Origin of the sequence: Nonomuraea sp. KM88, assembly GCF_052245635.1 — a bacterium.
In the GTDB taxonomy this organism is placed as follows: Bacteria; Actinomycetota; Actinomycetes; order Streptosporangiales; family Streptosporangiaceae; genus Nonomuraea.
In genome coordinates this window covers 12,574-37,548 of record NZ_JBQQCC010000007.1, presented here as the reverse complement: position 1 = coordinate 37,548, position 24,975 = coordinate 12,574, and the positions used below count along the sequence as shown (strand labels likewise).

The window sequence follows — 24,975 nt, the reverse complement described above, 5'->3', positions numbered from 1 at the left end:
CCCGACTCGTCGGAGTAAATTCGTGATTCTCGGGGGGCTGAGATGTCACACAAGCGGTCCGGCCTGCTGTCCGGACTGATCGTCGGCCTGCTGGCGGGGCTGTTCTGCGCGGCAGGGCTGGGGGCGGCCGTGCTCTTGCAGGAGAGCCTGCCCGGCGACATCACGACGTTCGGCAACGGGCTTCCTCTCCCCTTGGCCCTGTCTCTCGTCATCGCTCTGGTGGTCTCCTTCGCCATGGGCTCGGTGCGCCCGCGCACCTTCGTCCTGGTGCCCATCGCCACGCTGTACGCGGGCGGCGCCGTGGCCACGGGACAGATCGCGGGGCTGGCCATCATGATCGGCTCCGCCCAGCGCGCACCCGGCAGGCAGACCCCCACCGGTCTGTCCGACATCACCCTGCCCTCCTTCGCCGAAGGCCTGCCCGAGGCGCTGGCCCTCTACCGTGACCCGCTGGCGGAGACCTGGCCCGCCTGGCTCTACATCGCCGTCGCCGCTCTGGCCGCCCTCGTCCTGGTCACCCTCCGGGTCACCCGCGTACGCCGCTCGCAGCGGGCCCAGGAAGCCCAGGCGGAGGAGATCGAGGAGCCTCGCGAGCCGGAGTACCGGGCGCCGTTCGAGCCCGCCCAGGCCCCGGCGCCGAAGCCCACCACGGACCTGTTCACCCCCCGCAAACCGGCCCGCGACTGACCGCCACCGCCCCACCACGGTGCGGCCGCGGCCAGGAAGCCCAGCACAGCTCAACCCGTGACCAGGCGGCCCCTTGACCACTCAGCACAACTCCACCCATGACCAGGCGGGCAGACCGAACCCGCGCTGTTGCACGGGCCGACCTGTGACCGCCCAGCGCAGAGCCCATGAAGCCCCACCGAGCCAGTGCCCGCACCGAACGCGCCGATCCCGTCAGGCACATCTGCCGGGCGCACCCGGCCACCCTCCGAACCACGGAACCCGGCCGGCAGCGCGCTCGTCACGGCGAGCACCCCGTGAGCCTTCACGACCGGCCAGGACGGACGGCAACGCACGTCGGCGCGTGCGGTGCACTGTGCTGTGCCGTAAGAGATGGCAGAGAGGTCGGTGCGGGGGGAAGCACCGCAACGACGGTCAGGGGGCGAGCATGTCGACGGTGAGATTGGCCTCGGTGTTGGGGATGCCCAGGTCGGAGGCGCGCTTGTCGGCCATGGCGAGCAGTCGCCGGATGCGGCCGGCGATCGCGTCCTTCGTCAGCGGCGGGTCGGCGATCTGCCCCAGCTCCTCCAGGGACGCCTGCTTGTGCTCGACCCGCAGCCGTCCGGCCACGACCAGGTGTTCGGGCGCCTCGTCGCCGAGGATCTCGAGCGCCCGCTGCACCCGCGCTCCGGCCGCAACCGCGGCCCGTGCCGAGCGCCGCAGGTTGGCGTCGTCGAAGTTGGCCAGCCGGTTGGCGGTGGCCCGAACCTCGCGGCGCATGCGCCGCTCCTCCCAGGCGAGCACGCTGTCGTGCGCCCCGAGCCGGGTGAGCAGGGCGCTGATCGCGTCGCCGTCGCGCACCACGACGCGGTCGACGCCGCGCACCTCGCGCGCCTTGGCGTGGATCTTCAGCCGCCGTGCCGAGCCCACCAGCGCGAGGGCGGCCTCCGGGCCGGGGCAGGTGACCTCGAGCGACATCGAGCGGCCCGGCTCGGTCAGCGAGCCGTGGGCGAGGAAGGCCCCGCGCCAGGCGGCCTCGGCGTCGCAGGCCGCTCCCGCCACCACCTGGCGGGGCAGGCCGCGAACCGGCCGGCCGTGGTTGTCGATGAGGCCCGTCTGGCGGGCGAGCGCCTCGCCGTCGCGGTAGACGCGGACCACGTAGCGCGAGCCCTTGCGCAGCCCGGCGGGCGCGAGCACGAGGACCTCCGCCTTGTGCCCGAACACCTCGCCGATGTCCTTGATCAGCCGCCGCGCCGTGGCGTTGGTGTCGAGCTCGGCCTCGATCACGATCCGCCCGCCCACCAGGTGCAGGCCGCTGGCGAACCGCAGCAGCGTCGAAACCTCCGCCTTGCGGCAGCACGGCTTCAGCACCGGCAGGCGGCTCAGCTCGTCTTTCACCACACCTGTCATCGCCATAAGCGTTAGTCCTCCCCCATTCAGACCGGCTCCCGTCAGTCTCTCGCACCTTGGCGCCACGCCGACCAGGATCAACGCTTCTGGAGGAAAATCTCGTCCAGGACGAAGGCAAGACGTCGTGGGTCATGCCGGGGAGAGCCGTCGGCGGCCGCCACGTCGGCCATCACCAGCCGGGCGTCGAGGGCGGCGGCGGATTTCTCCAGCGCGCCGGGATCGTCGACGATCCCGGTGTCGGCGAGCACGACGTCGATCGACAGGTCGGGAGCGTGCTGTCGGAGCACCTCCAGATGTTGCTGGGGGGAGAAGTCGTCGGTCTCGCCCGGCTGGGGCGCCAGGTTGAGCGTGACGAGCCGCCTGGCTTTGGTCGCGTGCAGGGCCCTGGCCAGCTCGGGCACCTTGAGGTGCGGCAACACGCTGGTGAACCACGACCCCGGCCCGAACACCACCCAGTCGGCGTCGAGCACGGCCGCGACGGCCTCGGGCCGCGCCGGCGGGTCTTCGGGCACGAGCGAGATCGCCTGCACCCTGCCGGGCGTCAGCGCACACGCCACCTGCCCGCGTACGGTCGAGATGACGCCGTCCAGCTCCACCTCGGCCACGATGTCGAGTGGCACCGACGCCATCGGCAACACCCGGCCGTGCGCGCCGAGCAGCCGGCCGACCCAGTCGAGCCCGGCCACGGAGTCGCCGAGCAGTTCCCACAGCGCGACGATCAGCAGGTTGCCCACGGCGTGCCCGTGCAGCTCGCCCTCGCTGCGGAAGCGGTGCTGCACGACCTCGCTCCACGTGCTGCCCCACTCGTCGTCGCCGCACAGAGCGGCCAGCGCCATCCGCAGGTCGCCGGGCGGCAGCACGCCGAGCTCGCGGCGCAACCGGCCGCTCGATCCGCCGTCGTCGGCGACGGTCACCACGGCGGTCAGCTGGTCGGTGACCATCCGTAAGGCTGACAGGGAGGCGTAGAGCCCGTGCCCGCCTCCGAGCGCCACCACGTTCGGTGCGATCCCGCCCCGGGCCCCGCGCCCATCCGGGCCGGCAGTCAGCGACCCGGCGGTACGGCACGAGGGGTCCGCACCGTCGGCAGCGTCCGCATTCAGGGACCGCACACCCTCATCCGCGACGTCGCCCATCGCTCGCGCGCCATCACCGAGGGGCGCCACGCCACCGCCCGGGAGGCCCGCACCCCCGCTCGGCGCCCTTACGCCAACACCCGCGCCGCTGGCCGGCGAGCCCGCAACGACGGCATCCGAGCCACTTTCCGACGGACGCACGGCCAGCCCGCCGGCACCACTCCCCGGGAAACCCCCCACACCTTCACCCGGGCCACTCCCCGAGGAACCCCCGACACCTTCACCCGGGCCGCTCTCCGCCGGGCCCTCGGTGGCCTCCCCCGCACCACTGCGGGGAGCTCGCGCCCCGCCGGCTACCGGATGCGGCGAGGCGGCTTGGACGCCCTCGTCGGTCACTCCCGACCCACATCCCGATGGCTCACCTGGACCTCCATCCCGCGGTCGCGCAGGCGGGCGGCGACCTGCTCGGTCATGGCGACGCTGCGGTGCTTGCCGCCCGTGCAGCCGACCGCGAGCGTGGCGTAGCTCTTGCCCTCGCGCGCGTAGCCGGCAGCGACCACCTGCAGGACCTCCTCGTAGGCGTCGAGGAACTCCTTGGCCCCTGGCTGCCCGAGCACGTAGTCGCGGACCGGGGCGTCGAGCCCGTTCAACGGCCGCAGGTCGGGCACCCAGTGCGGGTTGGGCAGGAAACGGCAGTCGACCACGAGGTCGGCGTCGACCGGGAGCCCGTACTTGAACCCGAACGACACGACGTTGACCCGCAGTCCCGGACGGTCCTCCCCGCCGAAGAAGGAGACGATCTTGTGACGCAGCTCGTGCACGTTGTGCGACGACGTGTCGATCACGAGGTCGGCGTTGGCCCTGACCTCACGCAGGATGCCCCGCTCCCTGGCGATGCCGTCGACCAGGCGCCCCTCGCCCTGCAGCGGATGCGGCCTGCGGACGTTTTCGAACCGGCGCACCAGCTCTTCGTCGCTGGCTTCCAGGAACACCACCCGCACGCGTACGCCGCGCCCTTCGAGCTCCTCGATGGCGGCGTTGAGGTCAGTGGTGAAGGCCAGGCTGCGCACGTCGACGACGGCCGCCACCTTGTCGGCGGCCAGCTTGACCTTGCCCGCCTCCTCGGCCATCGCGAACAGCAACCCGGGCGGCAGGTTGTCGATGACGAACCAACCCAGGTCTTCAAGCGCTTTGGCCGCCGTGCTGCGCCCCGCGCCCGACATGCCGGTGACGATGACGAACGCCGGCTCGGTGCTCATTGTCTCACTCCGTCCGCCGGCTCGGCCTCACGAATGTCCATGTCAGCGGCCCTCCCGGCCCCATCACCATAGCGGAGGCGGGCAAGCGGGCGGCCGGCGGCGTGAACGTCCTGACATCCTCGCGAGATCAAGGCGAATCTCCCTTCAGCGTCGACACGATCACCTCGGCGATGGACGGGCCGATGCCGGGAACCTCGCAGATCTCGGCGGCCGTGGCCGCGCGGAGCTTCTTCACGGAGCCGAAGTGCTTGAGAAGCGCTTGCCTGCGCGCCGGCCCGAGACCTGGAACGCCGTCGAGCGCGCTCTCCTTCACCGTCTTGGACCTCTTGGAACGATGGTAAGTGATGGCGAACCGATGCGCCTCGTCACGCACACGCTGCAACAGATAAAGGCCCTCGCTTGAACGAGGCATGATCACAGGCTGGTCGTCGCCGGGCAACCAGACCTCCTCCAGCCGCTTGGCCAGGCCGCACACGGCCACGTCGTCGATGCCGAGCTCGTCGAGCGCCCGCTGCGCGGCGGCCGCCTGGGGCCCCGCGCCGTCGACCACCACCAGGTTGGGTGGATAGGCGAACTTGCGGGGCTTGCCCGTCTCGGGATCGATCGGGCCGTGGCCGTCCTCGGTGTCGGGGGCCAGCTCACCGGTGGCGGAGCGTTCTTCGAGGTAGCGGCGGAAGCGTCTCATGATCACCTCGTGGATCGAGGCGACGTCGCCCTCCTTGGTCTTGACGGCGAAGCGGCGATATTCGCTCTTGCGCGCCAGGCCGTCCTCGAACACCACCATCGACGCCACGACGTTCTCCCCCTGAAGGTGGGAGACGTCGTAGCACTCGATCCGCAGCGGCGCCTGGTCAAGGTCGAGCGCGTCGGCGATCTCCTGCAGGGCCTTGCTGCGCGTGGTCAGATCGCCGGCCCGGCGGACCTTGTGCTGGGCGAGCGACTCCTTGGCGTTGCGCTCGACCGTCTCCATCAGCGACCTCTTGTCGCCGCGCTGCGGCACGCGCACCTCGACGCGGGCGCGCCGCTGCTCGGTCAGCAGCTCGGCGACCGCCTCGTGGTCGGGCGGCAGCGCGGGCACGAGCACTTCGCGGGGCATCGCGTCGGGGCTCGCCTCGGCGTACATCTGCAGCAGGAACTGCTCGACCAGCTCGCCCGGCGTGATCTCCTCAACCTTGTCGATCACCCAGCCGCGCTGGCCGCGGATGCGGCCGCCGCGCACGTAGAAGACCTGCACGGCGGCCTCGAGCGGGTCCTCGGCAAGCGCGATCACGTCGGCGTCGGTGCCCTCGCCGAGCACGACCGCCTGCTTCTCGAGGGCGCGCTGGAGCGCCTGGACGTCGTCGCGCAGCCGCGCGGCACGTTCGTACTCCTGCTCGGCGGCCGCCTCGCGCATCTCCTTCTCCAGCCGCTTGATGAAGCGGCTGGTGTTGCCCGCCATGAAGTCGCAGAAGTCTTCGGCGAGCTCGCGGTGCTCCTCCGGGGTGACCCGGCCGACGCACGGCGCCGAGCACTTGTCGATGTAGCCGAGCAGACACGGCCGGCCGATCTGCCCGGCCCGCTTGAACACGCCGGCGCTGCACGTGCGCACAGGGAAGACCCGCAGCAGCAGGTCGACCGTCTCGCGAATGGCCCACGCGTGGGAGTAGGGGCCGAAGTAACGTGTGCCCTTGCGCTTGGCCCCGCGCATGACCTGCACGCGCGGAAAGTCGTCGGCCATGGTGACCGCGAGGTAGGGGTAGGACTTGTCGTCGCGGTATTTCACGTTGAAGCGCGGGTCGAACTCCTTGATCCAGGAGTATTCGAGCTGCAGCGCCTCGACCTCGGTGCCCACCACCGTCCAGTCGACGTCGGCCGCCGTGGTCAGCATCGACTGGGTGCGCGGGTGGAGCGCGGAGAAGTCGGCGAAGTAGGAGTTGAGCCGCTGGCGCAGGCTCTTGGCCTTGCCGACGTAGATCACCCGGCCGTGCGCGTCCCTGAACCGGTAGACCCCCGGGGAATCGGGGATCGCACCTGGTTTGGGCCGGAAACTCAAAGGGCTGCCCGCTGATCTCGCCACGTTTCAAAGACTAGTAGCCCCGACCGACAAGGTTGCCCGGCCCGCCGCGCCCGCGCCACGGCGGGACCGGCCGGCCGCGCCCGCTACGCCAGGGTGATCTGGTCGCCGTCGACCTTGATCTCCTGCGCCGCCAGCGGCTTCTCGGCAGGGCCGTCGGTCACCGCGCCGTCGGCGATCGCGAACTTGCTGCCGTGGCAGGGGCAGACGATCGAACCGCCCTCGACGCTGGCGACCGGGCAACCCTTGTGCGTGCACAGCGCGCTGAACGCCTTGAAGTCGCCCTCGGTGGGCTGGGTGACCACGATCTTCTGGTCTTTGAAGATCGTGCCGCCGCCGACGGGGATGTCAGCGGTCTTGGCCAGGGCCCCGCCGGCCTGCGGCGCGCCGGACTCGGGTGCGCTCGACTGAGGTGCGCTCGACTCCGCGGCAGTGCCGGCGTCCTGTGCGGTGTCCGTGCCGCCGCCACACGCGGTGACCGCCAGCGCGAGGCCACTGGCCCCGACACCCGCGATCATCGCCCGGCGGCTCTGAAGGTCGTTTCCCATGCGCCTCACCCAAACGCACCCAGGTGAGAAAATCATGAGACGAGGTTTAGGCGAGTCTGATCTTATCGCCGTCCACGCTGATCTTCTTCTCCTCGAGCGGCCCGCCGGCCGGGCCGTCCGCCACCGAGCCGTCCTCGATGCTGAACTTGCTGCCGTGGCAGGGGCAGTTGATCGTGTTGTTCGAGACCGTGGCGACGGTGCACCCCGCGTGGGTGCACACCGCGCTGAACGCCTTGAAATCGCCCGCGGTCGGCTGCGTGACGACGACCTTCTCGCTCTCGAAGACCTTCCCGCCACCCTCGGGGATGTCGCTGGTGTCGGCCAGGGCCTTTCCTCCGCCGGCCGCCGCCTTGTTCTTCTCCGGCTTCTTCTCCGGCTTCTTCTCCGGCGCGTCAGACGACGGCTCCTCCGCCGGTGGCTCCGCGACCGCTTCCGTCGTCGGCGAACCGTAGCTCGCGCAGGCCGTCAGAATCGCCGCGAGCCCGGCGCCTCCGGCGCCGAGCACCACATTCCGGCGTGTCGTTTCCGTCATGGTGCGTCCTCCCAGATCGGTTCCACTTCAGGTACGGCAGCGCTCCCGCGCCGGTTCAGCGTGCCTGAGCCCAATCCCTGGTAACCACGCACATTTACCTGTTCGGCCCACCGCTTCGCGCGCCAGGTCAGGCGACCACGATGCCGTCGCCCTCAACTTTGACCTGGTACGAGGCCAGCGCGCCGGTGGCGGGGCCCTTGGTGGCTTTCCCGCTGTCGGCGGCGAACTCGCTGCCGTGGCAGGCGCACGCGATGACGTTGTCCTCAGGCGTGCTGACGACGCAGCCCTTGTGGGGGCACAGCGCGCTGAACGCCTTGTAGACGCCCTGCGTCGGCTGCGTGACCACGATCTTCAGATCTTCGACCAGCGTGCCCCCGCCCACGGGCACGTCGGCCGTCTTGGCGAGAACCCTGCCCTTGAGGCTCGGCTTGGCCTCGGCGCCGCCCGCCCCGCATCCGGCGAGCGCCGCCCCGCACGCCGCCACCCCTGCCGCTCCCAGCACCGCACGCCGCCCGGGCCCGCTGGTCCCCGGCGCGCACCCGCGCCCCGCCGGCGGAGCGTACCCCTGCCCGGCCGCCGGCTCGTGCCCGTTTCCGGGCATGGCTCCGCCCGTCTCCGTAACTGTCATTGTTCTGCCGACCCTTCGCGTCGCCACTGACCCCCTGCAGGTCAGGCCGCTGTCAATGTCAACTTTATGGGCCTGCCCCCTCGGTCCGGTCAGCGGGTGGTAGGCGTCCGGTCAGCGGCGGCGCCGAACCTGCGGTCATGACCCTTTCCTCGACACAGCCGCCCGCCGCGCCCGCCAGGCCCCGATGGTGGCGGCGTCCCTGGGTGGCGCCGCTGATGGTGGTGGCGGCGGCGTTCCTGGCGTTCTCGCTCCCGCCGTACCTGTCCCTGGACCCGAGCCAGTCGCGCGTTCCCGCACCGGACTTCTTCCCGCCGCACTTCGCGGTCCTCTCAGCGCACGTCGTGTTCGGCTCGGTGGCGATGATCACGTGCTGCCTGCAGGTCTGGCCCTGGTTCCGCGCGCGCCATCCGCGGGCGCACCGATGGATCGGCCGCGTGTACGTCTTCGGCGGCTGTCTTCCCAGCGCAACCATGGGCCTGGTGGTCGGGGTGGCCACCCCGTGGGGCCCGGTGACCATGGTCAGCAACGTGCTGCTGGCGCTGCTCTGGCTGGGCTGCACGTTCGCCGGATGGCGGATGGCCAGGCAGCGCAGGTTCGTCGATCACCGCAGGTGGATGGTGCGCAGTTTCGCCCTGACCATGTCCATCATCACGAACCGCCTCTATGGCGTGGCGCTGACCATCCTGTTCATACCGCAGCTCGAAACGACGTTCGGCGGCGACGAGGCCGTCATGGGGAACACGGTGGCGGCGATGACCGCCTGGCTGGGCTGGGTGCTGCCGCTCCTGCTGGCTGAGTGGTGGCTGGAGCGAGGCGACGCCGCCAAGCGCCGCCGCCTCGCCCGCGGACACGCGGCGACGACGCCGGTGGCCGCGGACCTTCGCACGCCGCAGGGCTGATCCGCCCGAGCCCCGGAACCCGAGCCCGGCGCTGCGCCGCGCGTACGGAGGTCAGTGCGTCAGGATCTTGCGCAGGAAGCGCCCCGTGTGGCTCTCGTCCACGAGGGCGACCTGCTCCGGTGTGCCGCTGGCGACGAGCGTGCCGCCGCGCGACCCGCCCTCGGGCCCCATGTCGACGATCCAGTCGGCGGTCTTGATGACGTCGAGGTTGTGCTCGATGACGATCACCGTGTTGCCGCCGTCGACCAGCCGCCCGAGCACGCCGAGCAGCCGCCGGATGTCCTCGAAGTGCAGGCCGGTGGTGGGCTCGTCGAGCACGTAGATCGTCCGGCCGGTCTGCCGTCGCTGCAGCTCGGAGGCGAGCTTGACACGCTGCGCCTCGCCGCCGGACAGGGTCGTGGCCGGCTGTCCGAGACGCACGTAGCCCAGGCCCACGTCGTTGAGCGTCTGCAGGTGGCGCTTGATCGCGGGGATCGCGTCGAAGAAGCCGAGGGCCTCCTCGATCGGCATGTCGAGCACCTCGGCGATCGTCTTGCCCTTGTAGTGGACCTCCAGCGTCTCCCGGTTGTAGCGGGCGCCGTGGCAGACCTCGCAGGGGACGTAGACGTCGGGCAGGAAGTTCATCTCGATCTTGATGGTGCCGTCGCCCGCGCACGCCTCGCAGCGGCCGCCCTTGACGTTGAAGCTGAAGCGCCCCGGCTGGTAGCCGCGCACCTTGGCCTCGGACGTGGCCGCGAACAGTTTCCGCACGTGGTCGAACACGCCGGTGTAGGTGGCCGGGTTGGAGCGTGGCGTGCGCCCGATGGGCGACTGGTCGACGTGAACGACCTTGTCGACCTGGTCCATGCCGTTGATCCGCGAGTGCCGCCCCGGCACCGTGCGGGCGCCGTTGAGCTCCTTGGCCAGCGCATTGTAGAGGATGTCGTTGACCAGCGTCGACTTGCCTGAGCCCGACACGCCGGTCACCGCCGTGAACACGCCCAGAGGGAACTCGATGTCGACGCCCTGGAGGTTGTGCTCGCGCGCGCCCTTGACGGTGATCTGCCGCTTCTTGTCGCGCTTTCGGCGGTTGGCGGGAATCGGGATGCTCCTGCGCCCCGACAAGTATTGCCCGGTGAGCGACTCCTCGCTGGTGAGCAGGTCCTGCACCGTGCCGGAGACGACCACCTGGCCGCCGTGCTCGCCGGCGCCCGGCCCGATGTCGACGACCCAGTCGGCCGCCGCGATCGTGTCCTCGTCGTGCTCGACGACGATCAGCGTGTTGCCCATGTCGCGCAGCCTGACCAGCGTGTCGAGCAGGCGCATGTTGTCACGCTGGTGCAGGCCGATGGACGGCTCGTCGAGCACGTAAAGGACCCCGACCAGGCCGGAGCCGATCTGGGTGGCCAGCCTGATGCGCTGGGCCTCTCCGCCCGCGAGGGTCGCGGCGGCGCGGTCCATGGTGAGATAGTCGAGGCCGACGTCGAGCAGGAAGCCCATGCGGGCGTTGATCTCCTTGACCACCCGCTCGGCGATCTGCATGTCGCGGTCGGACAGCTTGAGCGCGGCCAGGAACTTCGCGCACTCGCCGATCGACATCGCCGCCACCTCGGCGATCGACCTCCCTGCCACCGTCACGGCGAGGGTGACCGGCTTGAGCCTGGCCCCCTTGCAGGTGGGGCACGGGATCTCCCGCATGTAGCCCTCGAACCGCTCGCGGGCCGTGTCGCTCTCCGCCTCCGCGTGCCTGCGCTGCACCCATGGGATGACGCCGTCGTAGGTCGTGTAGTAGGAGCGCTGCCTGCCGTAGCGGTTGCTGTAGCGGACGTGCACCTGCTCGTCGTGGCCGTACAGCAGTGACTTCTGGGCCTTCTTGGGCAGTTTCTCCCACGACGTGTCAAGGGTGAATCCGACCGTGTGGCCGAGCGCCTCGACCAGCCTGCTGAAGTATTCGCTGGTGTGGCCGCCTGACCACGGGTGCAGCGCGCCGTCGCGCAGTGTGCGCTCGGGGTCGGGCACGACCAGGTCGGGGTCGACCTCCATCTTGGTGCCCAGGCCCGTGCACTCGGGGCAGGCGCCGAATGGAGAGTTGAACGAGAACGAGCGCGGCTCCAACTCCTCGAACGACAGGTCGTCGTAGGGGCAGTAGAGGTGCTCGGAGTAGAAGCGCTCGCGGTTGGGGTCGTCTTCGGGAAGATCGACGAACTCGAGCGTGATGGTGCCGCCGGACAACTGCAACGCCGTCTCGACCGAGTCGGTCAGCCTGCGCCGGGCCGACTCCTTGACCGACAGGCGGTCGACGATGACCTCGATGTCGTGCTTCTCGTACTTCTTCAGGGTGGGCGGCTCCTCCAGGCGCACGACGGTGCCGTCGACCCTGGCCCGGGCGAAGCCCTTGGTCTGCAACTCGCGGAACAACTCGGCGTATTCGCCCTTGCGGCCCCTGATGACCGGGGCGAGCACCTGGAAACGGGTGCCCTCCTCGAGGTCCATCACCCGGTCGACGATCTGCTGCGGGGTCTGCCTGGCGATCGGGCGGGTGCACACGGGGCAGTGGGGCTTGCCGATGCGCGCCCACAGCAGCCTGAGGTAGTCGTAGACCTCGGTGATCGTGCCGACCGTCGAGCGGGGGTTCTTGCTGGTCGCCTTCTGGTCGATCGACACCGCGGGCGACAGGCCCTCGATGAAGTCGACGTCGGGCTTGTCCATCTGACCGAGGAACTGGCGGGCATAGGCCGACAACGACTCGACATAGCGCCGCTGGCCTTCAGCGAAGATCGTGTCGAAGGCCAGGCTCGACTTCCCGGAGCCGGACAGGCCGGTGAAGACGATCAGCGAGTCTCGCGGCAGGTCGAGCGAGACGTCTTTGAGGTTGTGTTCTCGTGCACCACGCACGATCAGGCGGTCTGCCACGGCGATCCCGGAGGTCGAAAGGCGGATAGGTCCACGGCGGATGGTAGACGGGGGCTCCGACAATTTCGGCGGCGCGGACTCACGTGCGAGTGACCGGCCCCCGAAACGCGTCCATCACAGGTTACGGCCATCTCCCACCTCGCAGGAGCCCTTCACCGCTCAACCTCCTGACCTGCCGCTTTCATCCCCGATCCAGTGGGGACACCCAGGAATGATGAAAAATCCAGACATGGTGGTCCTACCCGCGCTCCAAGCCGAACTCTCCGCCGCGACCGATCGGCTGCTGGCCACGGCCGCGTCGCTCAGTGACGCCGACCTGGCCGCCCCTTCCCTCCTGCCGGGCTGGACGAGGGGCCACGTGCTCGCCCACGTCGCCCAGAACGCCGGCTCCCACCTCAACCTCCTGGCCTGGGCGAGGACCGGCGTACGAACCCCGCAGTACGCCTCGCTCCGGGCCAGGGCCACGGCGATCGAGGCCGCGGCCACCCACTCGGTCGCCCGTCACCTGGCCGACCTCGAGGAGGGCGCCTCCCGCGTGGCCGCCGCGATCCGCGACATGCCGGTCGAGTACTGGTCGGCGCACGTGGAGGGCATGCGCCCGCCCCCGCATCCCGCCTGGTACCTCCTCGTACGCCGCCTGCGCGAGGTCGGATTCCACCACGTGGACCTCGACGCCGGATACGGCCCGGCCGACTGGCCGGAGCAGTTCGTCGCCCGGGAGCTCCACGACTGCCGGGCGTGCTGGCCCCGCGACGGCGGCACGGTGAGCGAAACGGTGGGCGAACCGGTGGGCGAACCGGTGGGCGAAATCGTCCTCAGGAGCCAGGCGGGCGGGATCGTCTCCAGGTGGCCGCGGCTCGGCCCCGGCCCCACCGTCGAAGGTGCCCCCGCGGCCGTGCTGGCCTGGCTCACCGGCAGGTCGGGCGGCGAGGGCGTTACGCTGGTGCCCGTGGGGCGGTTGCCGACACCAGACCCGGTGGCGCTTCCTGCGCCTCCGCCGTGGCTGACGGCTACGGCCCCCGCTGATCTGCCCGCGACGCCCCCGGAGGACTACCCATGACCTATACAGGTGACGTCCAGGTCGGTGGCCCCGCCGACGTGCGAGAGCTGCCCGCGCTCACGATCTCCAAGCTCGCCGTCGGCCCTTACGACAACAACGCCTATCTGCTGCGCTGCACGGAGACGGGCGAGGGCCTGCTCATCGACGCGGCCGCCGACTCCGACCGTCTGCTGGCGCTGATCGCCGACCAGCCGATCCGCGCGGTCATCACCACGCACCAGCACCCCGACCACTGGCAGGCGCTGGAGCAGGTGATCCGGGTGACCGGGGCTCAGGCGATCGCCCATCCGCTCGACGCGCCCGAGCTGCCCGTACCGGTCAACCGCACGGTCGAGCACGGCGACACGATCGCCGCCGGCGCGCTCAGCCTTGAGGTCATCCACCTGCGGGGGCACACGCCAGGGTCGATCGCGCTGCTCTACGACGGCGGCGAGGCCGGCCATCACCTTTTCACCGGGGATTCCCTGTTCCCCGGCGGTGTCGGCAACACGCGGAAGGATCCCGAGCGTTTCACCCAGCTCTACAACGACGTGGTGGAGCGCGTCTTCGACCGCCTCCCCGACGAGACCTGGGTCTATCCGGGCCACGGCAAGGACACGACGCTCAGGGCCGAGCGCCCCGCGCTGCCCGAGTGGAAGGCTCGCGGCTGGTAGTCGCGCCCGCGGGCAGGGTCAGTGCCGGGCGGCGAGCACGTGCACGATCCGCTCGGCCGCGAGGGCGGGATCGTCGGCCAGGCCGACGAGCTCGCCCCACGACCACCGGTAGAACCATCCCTCCGAGAGGGGTACGCAGTCGACGGTCTCGGCCAGCAGGATCGTGTCAGGATCGCTGATCCGCAACGCCGGCGGATGGGACCGAAGGGTGGCGGTCAGCCCGCGCTGCTCCAGTTCCTCGGCCAGCTTGGCGAGGAAGTACGTGCGCGTGTGCTCGCGCGGCTGGGCCGGCATGGTTCCATCACATCCGACGGCGGGCGGAAAATCCCATCAGTTGCCGATGCGTTCGGCTTCTTTACGGAGTTCGCGCTTGTAGAAGAGCATCCGCAGCGGGATCGCCGCCACGAGCGCGATCTGCATGCTCGCGCCGATCTTGATGGGCAGGTCGCCCCCTTCCGGCCAGGCGACCCAGAACGTGAGGAACGCCACGTTCACCATGATCCAGCCGAGCACGACCGCCGCGAGCTGGCCCTTCGGCTTGGGATATTCGATCCGGCTGACCATCAGCCATGCCACGCCGAGCACGCCCAGCAGCGCGTAGATGCTCGGCTGGAACAGCAGCACGATCGAGATCACCGTCATGGCGCCCATCGGGATCGGCAGGCCCATGAAGTCGCCGCTCTTGGTCTTCACACAGGCGAACCTGGCCAGCCGCACGACCCCGGCGACCAGCACGGACGCCGCCGCGACCAGCACCGCGGTGAACGGCACCTGATCGGTGAACCCGCCCCAGATCACGACCATGAACGCGGGCGCGAACCCGAAGCTGATCACGTCGGCCAGGTTGTCGAGCTCGGCGCCCATCGCCGACGCGCGGAAGCGCCGCGCGACGAGGCCGTCGAACAGGTCACACGTCGCCCCGATGAGGAGCAGCACGATGGCGGTGGCGAAATAGCTCGGATTGGGCACGAACGGGCCGCCGGCCATCTGGAGCTGCATGATCGCGGAGTAGGCCAGGACGCACACCGCCATGAACCCGCAGACCGCGTTGCCCAGCGAGAGGGAGTCGGCGGCGGACAGGCGGAACGCCTTGCCGACGGGGCCACGAGGCTCTTCCTCATCCGCCTGCCAGCTACCGGCGTCAGCCGCGGTCAATTCTGGTCACCCCCGCAACTGTCTTCTCCCCCACGGACACCGCAGGAGTGATCCCTTCGGGAAGGTAGATGTCGACCCGCGAACCGAACCGGATGAGCCCGATTCGCTCGCCCGGCGTGACCTTCGCGCCCGCGCTCAGGTACGGCACGATCCTGCGCGCCACCGCGCCCGCGATCTGCACCATCTCGATGTCGCCCAGCGCGGTCGCGAAATGCCACACCACGCGCTCGTTCTGGTCGCTGTCCTTGTTGAACGCCGGCAAGAACCCACCTGGCACATGCTGCACGGATGTGACATTTCCCGCAAGGGGGGCTCGATTGACGTGAACGTTCAGCGGGCTCATGAAGACCGCGATCCGGGTGCGGCCGTCCGGCCACGGGTCGATGCTCTGCACCACGCCGTCGGCGGGCGACAGGATGCGTCCCTGGCCCGGCGTGCGGTCAGGATCGCGGAAGAACCAGAGCATGCCCCCGGTGAGCACGCCCAGCGGCACCGCCGCGAGCGCCCATCGCCGGTCTCTGCGCGTCAACAACGCGGTGGCGGCCGCCGCGGCCGCTGTGGGGAAGAGCCACGGGGAGACCCCGCGTGCGAGCCTGACAGATTTTGCGCGGCTCGACTTGGCAGAATCGGACACGTACAACCTTTGGTGGTGGACTGGACTGGGCGCTTTGCTGTGACGTTACAAAGCTAGCAACTATGACACAGCGCAACTACACAAGCAAAGCGCCACGAAGCCCAGCAGCTAGACCTGCTCTGAATGAGCCGCCTCGCCCTTGCGCGTGTCTATACGGGCCTTGACCAGGCTCGCCACGGTGGTGATGACCATGGTGGCACCAATGACCGAGAGCGACACCCAGATAGGAATTTCGGGCGCCCAGGAGACATGGCTGGCATGCAAGGCCTCCATAACCAGCTTAACCCCGATGAACCCGAGGATGAACGCCAAACCATAGCTGATGTAGACGAGCCGCTGCAGAAGCCCACCAAGGAGGAAGTACAGCTGACGCAGCCCCATCAGGGCGAACGCGTTGGCCGTGAAGACGATGAACGGATCCTTGGTGAGCCCGAAGATGGCGGGGATCGAGTCGAGGGCGAACAACAGGTCGGTGCTCCCGATCGCGACCATCACGATGAGCATCGGCGTCACCATGCGCTTACCGTCGATCTTGACGGTGACCTTCGACCCGACGTACCCCTCGGTCGTGGGGAACGCCCCGCGCACCCACCGGAGCAGGACGTTCTCCTTGACCTCTTCCTCTTTGCCCTTGAGGTGGTCACGGACGATGTTGACCGCGGTGTAGATGAGGAAGGCGCCGAACACGTAGAAGAGCCAGCTGAACCGCTGGAGCGCGGCGGCGCCGAGCGCGATGAAGATGCCGCGCATGACGAGTGCGAGGACGATGCCGACGAGCAGAACCTTGTGCTGGTAGGCCCGCGGCACGGCGAACCTGCCCATGATGATGAAGAAGACGAAAAGGTTGTCGACGCTGAGGCTGTATTCGGTGATGTAGCCGGCGAAGAACTCACCCGCCTTGTCACCGCCGTACGTGGTCCACAACACGACACCGAACGCCGCGGCCAGAGCGACGTAGAAGGTCACCCAGTAGCCGGCCTGCCGCATGGAGAACTCACGGGCTTCGCCGCGGTCGACGATCCACAGATCAACGGCCAGCACGACGAGAAGACCGCCGATCACGGCGATCCAAGCCCACACGGGTACGCTCACTCAACGCCTCCGGCATACACGAACCATTGCCGGAGGTCTCTCCCGCCCGCACCACCCGCGGACCGGCAGCCCCGGGGGCCCCGTGGAGCGGGGCTGCACCGTGATGACGAGGCTGTCGCGAAGGGATACTCCCCTCCCTAACCCAGGCAGTATACGAGAACGCCCTGAGCCCGCCTAATCATCCTTGGGATCTTCCCCGGCATAGACGGTCAGCACGCTCCGCACGGCGTCGTCCTCGCCGGGCATCTCCCGCCCACGCCGCCCGGCCTCCGCGGCGAGGGTCTGCGCAGTTCCCGGTTCTGCGAGCAGCTTCCTTACGGCCCTCCGCAACCCCTCCACGTCCCCATAGGGGACCAGGATTCCAGCATTACCCAAGATCTCTGGAATTCCACCGACATCGGACGCGATCGCCGGTGTGCCCGTCATCAGCGACTCCCGCAAGGTCAGCGGCTGCCCTTCCCAGCGGCTCGGCATCACCAGGGCGACGGCGGCCCGCAACAGGTCGGGCACATCCTCCCGGTGTCCCAGCAACCTCACGGGAAGGCGTTCAGCGTCGATCCTCCGCTGCAGTTCCACGCGCAGGGGCCCGTCACCCGCCACCACGAACAGGGGCATCCTCGCGCCGGCGCGTACGCCACCCGCCCCCGGCCCCACTCCATCGCCAAGCCCGGCCCCGAGCGCAGGCTCGGACGCGGAGGCAGGCTCGTGAGAGGGCTCAGCCCCACGGGCGGATCGAAGCTCGGAAGCAGGCCCAGCCGCGGACGTAGGCGGCGGCTCAGGCGCGCGATCCTCCCACGGCCCGGCTGCGACGTCGAGCAGCGTCTCGAGGCCCTTCTGCTGGGCGAGCCTGGCGACGGTCAGCAGGATCGGCCGTTCGCCGGCGTCCAGTTCGTCCCTGACCTCCTGGGGTGTGCGCCTGGCCGGCCTCGGCACGGGCGCGGGCACCACCGCGGCCCGCACCTCCCTGGCACCGAGCCGCGCCATCCGCGTGCCGAGGTCGGGCGACACCACGACCACCTGCCCGGCGCCCCTGGCCACGAGCCGCTCCAGCACCCCGTAGACGGCCCCGACGAGCCCTCCGGCGGTCAGCGCGTTGTGCAGCGTGACCACCAGCCTGGGCGCGCCCCTCCCCCGCCCACCGGCCTTCCCCGCGTGCCGCGCTCCCCGCGAGCCCGGACGGTCCGCCCCGCCCGGCTCCACCCCCGTCCCAGAGCTCCCGCCCAGACCTGCGGCCGCATCCGGTCCAGAGCTCCCGCCGGAAGCGGTGGGCGCACCCGGCGCCGCCACCGCATCCGGGCCCGCCGCCCTGCCTCGCCTGACCAGGGTGCCCGGTCTGGCCAGGGCGGCGAGTGCCCCGGCCCGCAGCCCGTGGGCGTGCACCACGTCCGCGTCGCGCGTCAGCCGCCTGATCGCCAGCACCGCGCGCAGGTCGTTGACCGGATGCGGCCGATCGGCGACGGCGACCTCCACGAAACGCGCACCCGCCCCGGCGTACGAGAACTGCTCCTCCACGCTGCGTGGCCCGAGCACGAGCACCCGGTGCCCCCGCCGCACCAGCCCCTCGACCAACATCAGGACATGCCGCCCGGTGCCTCCGGACGTGGTGCCCAGTACGAAAGCCACCCGCACGACCCTCTCCTTCCTCACCGGACCCGCCGGCACCAGCCGCTCACCGCACACGCCCGCCCACCGCACGTCCACTCACCGCACACGCCCGTTCGCGGCACGCGCGCCCGTGCGCCCTAGGTGCCCGCTCACGACCGCCGGGCATCCGTCCCGCAGAGCACCGCGCCGCGGGCAACCGGCGCACTATCACACCATGCCCGCCGGTCACGTCCGCCTGCGCCGCAGCAGTTCGGCGACGGCCGCGGCGTCGGGCCGGTCCGCCAGGGCCACGACACCGACGCCCACGGCCAGCGCCACGGCCGCCGCCACCACCGCGGCCATCAGGCCTGCCCAGCCGCCGCCCCAGCCCAGCCACCCAGCCACGGACGCCCCCGCCAGGTAACCCAGAACCCCCCCGGCAGCGGCGGCGCCGACGGCCCTGGCGAGCCCCGCCACGGCGCCGCGCCCCCGGGCCTGCACGACCGAAACGAGCAGCAGCGCCCCGCCCACGCTCATGCCCACGCTCATGCCGAGCGCCATCCCGCCGACCTTCCACCCGTCGGGAAGCAGCAGCACGAAGACGACCTGCGCGGCCATCACCACCATCCACCCCGCCACGGTGCCGGTGGCGGCCGCCCGGCCACGGCCGGCCGCGTACAGCACCCGGCTCGCGTGCGCGATGAGCCCGTATCCCACCAGACCGGGCGCGAACAGCGCGATCGCCGCGGCCAGCTCGGGCGCGGGCACCTCGCTCCTGGCCCCGAGGAACACCACGGCCCCCGGTCCCGAGGCGGCGGCCAGCACCCCGGCGGCCAGCCCTGACACCAGCACCACGGCCCGCGTCGTGCGCGCGGCGAGCGCCGAGAACGCCTCCGGATCGCCGGCCTGCGCGGACAGCCGGGGGAACGCGCTGGTGGCGATGGGCACGGCCAGCACGGCGTACGGCATCAGGTAGATCGCCCACGCGTAGTTGTAGATGGTGATGGCGCCGTTGCCGATCGCGTTGTTCGACAGCAGCAGCACCACGATCATGGCAGCCTGCTGGGCGAGGAGGGCCGCCATGCCGGCCAGGGCGAGCCTGCGCACCTGCACGGCCACGCCGGTGGGGAAACGTAAGGTGGGCCGCCACCGCAGGCCCAGGCGGGCCACGGGGCCCGCCACGGCCAGCACCAGGGACAGCACGCCGAGGCTCGTGCCGATCGACAGCGCCAGCTCGGCCGCCCGCGGCACCTCGGCGGGATCGCGGATCCCGGTGCTGAACGGCACGAACAGCAGGTAGGCCACGATGACCACGATGCTGGACACCAGGGGGGCGACCGCGGGCCCGGCGAAGCGCTTGTGCGACTGCAGCACGCCGTAGAGCACGACGGCGACGCCGTACAGGGGGATCTGGGGGGCGAAGACGACCAGCATCCGGGTGGCGACGGCCGTCACAGCGCCGGCGTCGCGGCAGTTGTCGATGACGTCGCCGAAGAACAGCCCGGTGATCGGCTCTGCGAGCAGCGCGGTGAGCACGCCCAGCGGGACGAGCACGACGACCACCCACGTCAGCAGAGCGGAGCTGATCCAGCCTGCCCGCTCGCCGGGCCCGCCGTCGTCAGCCGCGTCCGCGCCGCGCCCGGACGCCCCCGCGAGGACGGGAACGACCATTCCCGCCAGGGCGCCGCCGACGACCACCTCGAACACGATGTTGGGAATCTGGTTGGCCGTCATGTAGGCGGTGGACAGGCAGTTGGTGCCGACCGTCTGTGCGAAGGCATATTGCTTGGCGAAGCCGGCGACGCGTGCCAGCACCGTGAGCGCCCCGATGAGCAGGGCACCCCCGGCAACGCCCCGCGCCGTCACCACCCGCACGCCGCCTCCCCGCGCACGATCATGCTTACGCAGACATCCTGGCAGTTCGTACCGACAGAAGGCGGGTCACGCGGGGCCGACGGGACGGCGGCCCATCATGTCGAGGCGATTGAGTACCGGGTTGCCGGCGATGACCTTGGTGAAGCTGATCTTCTCCGCGGCTGCGGTCAGGGCCACGACGGTGCCGAGCAGGACGTAGCGGCCGGGCCTGCCGAGCTTGGTCACCGCGGCGAGCCCGAGCAGCGCGCCCAGGGAGTTGGCGCCGGCGTCGCCGAGCATGGCGCGCTCGCCGAGGTCGTCGGGCAGCAGCGCGGCCGCGGCCCCGAGCGGGACGGCGGCGAGCGCCGCGGCGGCGGGCGAGTCGCGCAGGACCGAGGCGGCGAGCAGCGGCCCGCCGGCGAGCAGGCCGACCTTGATGGCGCGGCCCGGGCGCAGGTCGAAGAGGTTGGCGAGGTTGGCTGCTCCCGCGATGGCCGCGCCGTTGACCAGGGTGTCGGCGGGACCGTCGGAGACGAGGGCGGCGGCGCCGAGGCCGGTGGCGCCGATGCCGAGGATCTTGACGGCTCCGCTGGTGACCTCGCCGCGGGCGAGCGCGGTCAGGTGCCCCTTGAAGCCCTTGGAGGCCGTGGTGCCGTAGAGGTCGTCGTAGGCGCCGAGCGCGCCGCTGCCGGCGCCCGCGAGCAGCGCGGCGGCGCGTACGCGGCCGGGGATGCCGGGCGCGAGCGCGGCGGCGGCGCTCGCGCCGGCGACGAACGCGGGGCCTTCCAGCAGGGTGATGGGCTCACCGCGATGGTTCTTGCGCGTCCACCTACCGCTCAGCTCGGCCGGCCGGTTGCGGGTGAACGCGGTGTAGGCGGCGCGGGCGGCGACGGCGCCGATCGCGGCTCCTGCTAGGGCGTAGAGCAGGCCACGGGCCCGGCTCGCAGGCATGTCAGCTCCCTGACTCGCTGGTGGGGGATGGAGTGGCGGACGGCACCGCCGGCATGGGGGCCGACGCCCCGATGCCCACGCCGTAGTGACCGGAGCGCCCGGCCAGCTGTTCCTGGAGAGCCTGGACGATCACGACGCGGCCCAGCGGCATGTCGCCCGCGTCGACGGTGGTGACGCGCTTGGCGATGTCGCTGTCGTCGCGGGCGTGGCCGATCGGGTCGCCGGGTACGGCGGTGGCGGCGGCCGGGCCTCCGGCGAGCACCGTGCCGTTGCCGCCCACGTCGAGCCCGTCGGCCATCGAGGCGATCGCCCCCGCCTGGGTCTCCGCGTTCTCCCCTTCGAACGGCTTCTCCGGCGCGAGCACCACGACGAGCGTGGCCCGCTTTCCGGGGTCGCCGTCGATGCTGAGCAGCCCTCCCGTCTCGAAGGCGCTCAGCACCTCGGTGGTGGCGGCGTTGGGGGTGCCGACCTGGGCGGGGTCGGAGGTGACCAGGGCGGCGGAGAGCAACGTGGCGGCGCGGTCCCAGGCGGTGGCGGTCTCGGGGAAGATCATGTTGGCCGGTTTGAGCTGGTTGACCAGGCCGTCGAGCACGCCGGTGCCCTTGGGATCGAGGAACTTCTCCGACAGCGTGACGCGCCCGGAGATCTCCGCGCCCGCCTGGCCGAGCACCTGCTGCGCCGCCTCGCGGATCGTGGTGCTGGAGCCGGGCGTCTCGACGAGGAGCACGCTCTGCCCGGCCAGGTCGCCCGCCACGATGTCGGGCGTCATGGAGGTGATGAGCGTGTCGTTGGCCGCCTCACGGCCCTGCAGCGTGTCGATCTGCCCGCGCAGCTCCTCCTTCGTCTTGGTGAGCGCGGCCGTCATCTCCTGCGCCGACTTGACCGCGGGCTCCTGCAACAGCGTGGTGCCCAGCACGATTCCCACCGCCAGGGCCAGGAAGACGGCGACGATGGAGACGAGGTGGTAACGAAAATCGATCACGAGAAGAGTCCGACCAGCCAGAAGATGAACGCGTTCCAGGCGTCTTGCAGGCCGTTCAGCCAGGTCTGGCCGATCGGCGAGAGGAAGAGCGCGACCCCCATGGTGATCAGCGCGGTGATCACCAGCAGGAGGAGCTGCGGGGTGGTGATGCGGCTGCGGTAGAGCCTGCTCACGCCTTTGGCGTCGATGAGCTTGCTGCCGATGATCAAGCGGGTGAGGAAGGTGCTGGCCATGCCGGGACGGCCCTTGTCGAGGAACTCCTCCAGCGTGCCGTGGGTGCCGACCGCGACGATCAGCTCGGCGCCCTTGTCGTCGGCCAGGAGCATCGCGATGTCCTCGCTGGTGCCGGTGGCGGGGAAGATCACGGCTTCGCGGCCGAGCTGGTGGACACGCTCGAGCCCGGGGGCCCGGCCGTCGCGGTAGGCGTGCACGACGAGCTCGGCGCCGCAGGTCAGGGCCTTGCTGGAGACCGAGTCGAAGTCGCCGACGATCACGTCGGGCTGGTAGCCGGCGTCCAGCAGCGCGTCGGCGCCGCCGTCGACGCCGACGAGCACCGGACGGTATTCGCGGATGTAGGGCCGCAGCGTGGCGATGTCTTCTCTGTAGTGGTAGCCGCGCACCACGATGAGGACGTGCCTGCCCTCCATGGAGGTGCGGATCTCGGGCACGCCGACGCCTTCGATGAGGAGCCTGCCCTCACCGCGTACGTATTCCATGGTGTTGACGGCGAACGCCTCGATCTGGACGGCCAGCCCCGCGCGCGCCTCGGCCATGGCGGCCTCGACCGTCTCGACGCTCTGCTCGTCGCCCTTGCCGACGATGTCGTCGTCGAGGTAGACGACGCCGTCGCAGACCCGGACGACGTCGCCGTCCTTGACCCGCTCGAACAGCTCCTGGTTGGCGTTGTCGATGAACGGAACGCCCGCTTCCAGCAGGATCTGCGGCCCCAGGTTGGGATAGCGGCCGCTGATGCCGGCGGCGGTGTTGACCACGGCCGCAGCCTCGCACGCTACAAGAGCCTCCGCGCTGACCCGGTCTACGTCGACATGGTCGATGATCGCAATTTCCCCCGGCTGGAGGCGTTTGGTGAGCCTCTTGGTTCGCCGGTCGATTCTCGCCACTGCCGTTACACCGGGAAGGCTCTCGGCCTTCCAACCGCGGAGGCCCGGCATCCTGCTCCCCGGAACCTTCATCATGACCATCCTGCCAGAGAGAAACCGTGCAGGGGCCACGCATGACGCGGCGTGTCCACTATGTCACCCAGGATCACCTGTCGGCCGCGGCGAGCCCCAGCAGTTCCTCAGCGTGCGCGCGGCCCAGTTCGGAGTCCTCCAGACCGGCCAGCATGCGGGAGAGCTCACGCACCCGCCCCTCGTGGTCGAGCGCCACGACCCCGCTGCGCACGACGCTGCCGTCGCTCGCCTTCTCGACCACCAGATGCTGGTCGGCGAAGGCCGCCACCTGAGGCAGGTGGGTGACCACGATCACCTGCGCGGTGCGGGCCAGCCGGGCGAGGCGGCGCCCGATCTCGACCGCGGCCTTGCCTCCGACGCCCGCGTCGACCTCGTCGAACACGAACGTCGGCACCGGATCCGCACCGGCGAACACCACTTCGATCGCGAGCATCACCCGGCTCAGCTCGCCGCCGGACGCTCCCTTGTTGAGCGGCAGCGGCGGCGCGGCCGGATGGGCGGCCATCCGCAACTCCACCTCGTCGCGGCCCTCGGGGCCGAACTCCTCGCTCTGGCCGAGCTGGACGACGACCTTGGCGTGCGGCATGGCCAGCGCCGTCAGCTCATCGGTCACGGCCTGGCCGAACCGCTCGGCGGCGGCCTGGCGCACCTTGGTGAGCTCGGCCGCCAGCTCGGTGAGCCGGTCGGTCAGCTCGTCGCACTCGCGGGTCAGCTCGTCGATGCGCTCGTCGTCGCCTTCGAGCTCGGACAGGCGGGCGGCGGCCCGCTGAGCCCAGGCCAGCACCCCGGCGCTGTCCTCGCCGTACTTGCGGACCAGGCCGGACAGCACCGACCGGCGTTCCTGCACCGCCGCCAGCCGAGCGGGATCCGCCTCGATCGACTCCGCGTACGCCGCCAGGTCGGTGGCCACGTCGGAGATCAGGTAGCCGGCCTCGGCCAGCCGGTCGGCCACCCCGGCGAGCTGGGCGTCGAAGTCGCGCACCGCTTCCACCGCCGACTTCGCCTCGCCGAGCAGCGAGACCACGTCGTGCGGGCCGCCCGCGGCCTCCATCGGATCGCCGAGCAGCGCCGTGTGCGCCGTGGTGGCGGCGCTGCGCAGCGCGTCGGCGTGCGAGAGCCGCTCCTCCTCGCCGCGCAGCTCGGCGTCCTCGCCAGGTTTGGGGTCGACCTTCTCGATCTCCTCCAGCCCGAAGCGGAGCATGTCGGCCTCCTGCGCCCGCTCCCTGGCCCTCGTGGTCAGCTCCTCGAGCAGCGCGGTGACATCCTTGTGCCGTTTGTACGCCTGCGTGTAGGCCCGCAGCGGCTTGACCAGCTCGTCGCCGGCGTAGCGATCGAGCGCCGCGCGCTGCCGGGTCGCCTGGAGCAGCCGCTGCTGGTCCATCTGCCCGTGCACCGCCACCAGGTCGTCGGCGAGGTAGGTCAGGGTGCCGACGGGCACCGTGCGCCCGCCGAGCCAGGCCCTGGACCTGCCTTCAGCGGAGACGACGCGCGAGATGATCAGCGTGCCGTCCTCGACCTCGCCACCGATGTCCTCGACCTGCTGGGCGACGTGACCGGCCGATTGGACCACGAGCGTGCCCTCGACGGTCGCCTTGTCGGCGCCCGGCCGGATGCGCGAGGGATCGGCCCGGCCGCCGAACAGCAGGCCGAGCCCGGTGACGACCATCGTCTTGCCCGCGCCGGTCTCGCCGGTGACCACGTTGAAGCCCGGCGAGAGCTCGAGAACGGCCTCATCGATGACGCCGAGCCCCTGGATGCGGACCTCCTCGACCCTTGGTCGCACTGCCCACTCCCGTTCACTGCCCTGTCTGATGGTCACCCGGATCGCCTCCGGAAGCCCGCAGCCGCGGTCGCCGC

22 protein-coding genes are annotated in these 24,975 nt (G+C 70.8%); 4 read left to right on the top strand and 18 right to left on the bottom strand.

The features are described 5' to 3' along the window. Positions 1–42: 42 nt before the first annotated feature. Positions 43–687 (top strand): hypothetical protein, encoded by a 645-nt coding sequence (locus tag ACTWPV_RS21740; RefSeq protein ID WP_443153174.1) that lies wholly within the window; start codon positions 43–45, stop codon positions 685–687. Between the two features lie 414 nt (positions 688–1,101). Here ACTWPV_RS21740 and whiA read toward each other — a convergent pair whose 3' ends face one another. From whiA to ACTWPV_RS21705, 7 genes are all read right to left on the bottom strand, one after another. Continuing rightward, positions 1,102–2,082, bottom strand: coding sequence for a DNA-binding protein WhiA (gene whiA / locus ACTWPV_RS21735; protein ID WP_026214667.1), 981 nt, complete (start codon positions 2,080–2,082; stop codon positions 1,102–1,104). A 71-nt stretch (positions 2,083–2,153) separates the two neighbouring features. Next, positions 2,154–3,071, bottom strand: a complete 918-nt coding sequence (locus tag ACTWPV_RS21730; protein ID WP_347644749.1) for a gluconeogenesis factor YvcK family protein — start codon at positions 3,069–3,071, stop codon at positions 2,154–2,156. A 470-nt stretch (positions 3,072–3,541) separates the two neighbouring features. Further along, entirely contained in the window at positions 3,542–4,408 is an 867-nt protein-coding gene (gene rapZ / locus ACTWPV_RS21725) for an RNase adapter RapZ (RefSeq protein WP_347644750.1), read from the bottom strand. A 127-nt stretch (positions 4,409–4,535) separates the two neighbouring features. Further along, entirely contained in the window at positions 4,536–6,440 is a 1,905-nt protein-coding gene (gene uvrC / locus ACTWPV_RS21720; protein ID WP_443153437.1) for an excinuclease ABC subunit UvrC, read from the bottom strand. Positions 6,441–6,547: 107 nt separating this feature from the next. After that, a complete protein-coding gene (locus tag ACTWPV_RS21715) occupies positions 6,548–7,009 on the bottom strand; it encodes a Rieske (2Fe-2S) protein (RefSeq protein ID WP_347644751.1) in 462 nt (153 codons plus the stop codon). A 46-nt stretch (positions 7,010–7,055) separates the two neighbouring features. Then, entirely contained in the window at positions 7,056–7,541 is a 486-nt protein-coding gene (locus tag ACTWPV_RS21710; protein WP_443153173.1) for a Rieske (2Fe-2S) protein, read from the bottom strand. A gap of 127 nt (positions 7,542–7,668) precedes the next feature. Further along, positions 7,669–8,142, bottom strand: coding sequence for a Rieske (2Fe-2S) protein (locus ACTWPV_RS21705; RefSeq protein WP_443153172.1), 474 nt, complete (start codon positions 8,140–8,142; stop codon positions 7,669–7,671). 164 nt (positions 8,143–8,306) lie between these two features. Here ACTWPV_RS21705 and ACTWPV_RS21700 point away from each other — a divergent pair, with 164 nt between their 5' ends. Then, positions 8,307–9,068 carry a DUF2306 domain-containing protein gene (locus tag ACTWPV_RS21700; protein ID WP_443153171.1) on the top strand — a complete coding sequence of 254 codons (762 nt, stop codon included), beginning with the start codon at positions 8,307–8,309 and terminating at the stop codon, positions 9,066–9,068. Positions 9,069–9,119: 51 nt separating this feature from the next. On the opposite strand, the gene uvrA is transcribed toward ACTWPV_RS21700, so the two are convergent. After that, positions 9,120–11,960: an excinuclease ABC subunit UvrA gene (gene uvrA / locus ACTWPV_RS21695; protein ID WP_443153170.1), complete on the bottom strand. Its 2,841-nt coding sequence runs from the start codon at positions 11,958–11,960 to the stop codon at positions 9,120–9,122. Between the two features lie 229 nt (positions 11,961–12,189). On the opposite strand from uvrA, the gene ACTWPV_RS21690 reads away from it, so the two are divergent. Together ACTWPV_RS21690 and ACTWPV_RS21685 are read left to right on the top strand one after the other, a co-directional pair. Beyond that, positions 12,190–13,020 carry a maleylpyruvate isomerase family mycothiol-dependent enzyme gene (locus ACTWPV_RS21690; RefSeq protein ID WP_443153169.1) on the top strand — a complete coding sequence of 277 codons (831 nt, stop codon included), beginning with the start codon at positions 12,190–12,192 and terminating at the stop codon, positions 13,018–13,020. Further along, positions 13,017–13,673: an MBL fold metallo-hydrolase gene (locus ACTWPV_RS21685; protein WP_443153168.1), complete on the top strand. Its 657-nt coding sequence runs from the start codon at positions 13,017–13,019 to the stop codon at positions 13,671–13,673. The genes ACTWPV_RS21690 and ACTWPV_RS21685 overlap by 4 nt, the downstream gene beginning before the upstream one ends. 18 nt (positions 13,674–13,691) lie before the next feature. Here ACTWPV_RS21685 and ACTWPV_RS21680 read toward each other — a convergent pair whose 3' ends face one another. From ACTWPV_RS21680 to recN, 10 genes are all read right to left on the bottom strand, one after another. Then, entirely contained in the window at positions 13,692–13,967 is a 276-nt protein-coding gene (locus ACTWPV_RS21680; RefSeq protein WP_347622287.1) for a hypothetical protein, read from the bottom strand. Positions 13,968–14,003: 36 nt separating this feature from the next. Beyond that, a complete protein-coding gene (pssA, locus tag ACTWPV_RS21675) occupies positions 14,004–14,828 on the bottom strand; it encodes a CDP-diacylglycerol--serine O-phosphatidyltransferase (RefSeq protein ID WP_347622288.1) in 825 nt (274 codons plus the stop codon). Beyond that, positions 14,815–15,462, bottom strand: coding sequence for a phosphatidylserine decarboxylase (locus ACTWPV_RS21670; RefSeq protein ID WP_443153167.1), 648 nt, complete (start codon positions 15,460–15,462; stop codon positions 14,815–14,817). The genes pssA and ACTWPV_RS21670 overlap by 14 nt, the downstream gene beginning before the upstream one ends. 108 nt (positions 15,463–15,570) lie before the next feature. Then, the gene (locus ACTWPV_RS21665) at positions 15,571–16,554 is read right to left on the bottom strand and encodes a TerC family protein (RefSeq protein ID WP_347644759.1); all 984 of its coding nucleotides are present in this window, start codon (positions 16,552–16,554) and stop codon (positions 15,571–15,573) included. A gap of 174 nt (positions 16,555–16,728) precedes the next feature. Beyond that, positions 16,729–18,183, bottom strand: coding sequence for a glycosyltransferase family 4 protein (locus ACTWPV_RS21660; protein WP_443153166.1), 1,455 nt, complete (start codon positions 18,181–18,183; stop codon positions 16,729–16,731). A gap of 201 nt (positions 18,184–18,384) precedes the next feature. Further along, a complete protein-coding gene (gene murJ / locus ACTWPV_RS21655; protein WP_443153165.1) occupies positions 18,385–20,013 on the bottom strand; it encodes a murein biosynthesis integral membrane protein MurJ in 1,629 nt (542 codons plus the stop codon). Positions 20,014–20,079: 66 nt separating this feature from the next. Next, positions 20,080–20,943, bottom strand: coding sequence for a hypothetical protein (locus ACTWPV_RS21650; protein ID WP_443153164.1), 864 nt, complete (start codon positions 20,941–20,943; stop codon positions 20,080–20,082). A 1-nt stretch (position 20,944) separates the two neighbouring features. Then, positions 20,945–21,925, bottom strand: coding sequence for a copper transporter (locus ACTWPV_RS21645; RefSeq protein WP_443153163.1), 981 nt, complete (start codon positions 21,923–21,925; stop codon positions 20,945–20,947). After that, entirely contained in the window at positions 21,922–23,118 is a 1,197-nt protein-coding gene (gene steA, locus ACTWPV_RS21640) for a putative cytokinetic ring protein SteA (RefSeq protein WP_347644797.1), read from the bottom strand. The genes ACTWPV_RS21645 and steA overlap by 4 nt, the downstream gene beginning before the upstream one ends. A 73-nt stretch (positions 23,119–23,191) precedes the next feature. Then, positions 23,192–24,901, bottom strand: a complete 1,710-nt coding sequence (gene recN / locus ACTWPV_RS21635) for a DNA repair protein RecN (protein WP_443153436.1) — start codon at positions 24,899–24,901, stop codon at positions 23,192–23,194. Positions 24,902–24,975 lie beyond the last annotated feature (74 nt).

Excerpts from the sequence above, each read along its gene's own strand:
- whiA (WP_026214667.1), bottom strand. The coding sequence starts at position 2,082 with ATGGCGATGACAGGTGTGGTGAAAGACGAGCTGAGCCGCCTGCCGGTG.
- steA (WP_347644797.1), bottom strand. The coding sequence starts at position 23,118 with ATGAAGGTTCCGGGGAGCAGGATGCCGGGCCTCCGCGGTTGGAAGGCC.
- ACTWPV_RS21690 (WP_443153169.1), top strand. The coding sequence starts at position 12,190 with ATGGTGGTCCTACCCGCGCTCCAAGCCGAACTCTCCGCCGCGACCGAT.
- ACTWPV_RS21710 (WP_443153173.1), bottom strand. The coding sequence starts at position 7,541 with ATGACGGAAACGACACGCCGGAATGTGGTGCTCGGCGCCGGAGGCGCC.
- ACTWPV_RS21685 (WP_443153168.1), top strand. The coding sequence starts at position 13,017 with ATGACCTATACAGGTGACGTCCAGGTCGGTGGCCCCGCCGACGTGCGA.
- ACTWPV_RS21680 (WP_347622287.1), bottom strand. The coding sequence starts at position 13,967 with ATGCCGGCCCAGCCGCGCGAGCACACGCGCACGTACTTCCTCGCCAAG.
- ACTWPV_RS21700 (WP_443153171.1), top strand. The coding sequence starts at position 8,307 with ATGACCCTTTCCTCGACACAGCCGCCCGCCGCGCCCGCCAGGCCCCGA.
- ACTWPV_RS21705 (WP_443153172.1), bottom strand. The coding sequence starts at position 8,142 with ATGCCCGGAAACGGGCACGAGCCGGCGGCCGGGCAGGGGTACGCTCCG.
- ACTWPV_RS21650 (WP_443153164.1), bottom strand. The coding sequence starts at position 20,943 with ATGCCTGCGAGCCGGGCCCGTGGCCTGCTCTACGCCCTAGCAGGAGCC.
- ACTWPV_RS21715 (WP_347644751.1), bottom strand. The coding sequence starts at position 7,009 with ATGGGAAACGACCTTCAGAGCCGCCGGGCGATGATCGCGGGTGTCGGG.
- ACTWPV_RS21740 (WP_443153174.1), top strand. The coding sequence starts at position 43 with ATGTCACACAAGCGGTCCGGCCTGCTGTCCGGACTGATCGTCGGCCTG.
- rapZ (WP_347644750.1), bottom strand. The coding sequence starts at position 4,408 with ATGAGCACCGAGCCGGCGTTCGTCATCGTCACCGGCATGTCGGGCGCG.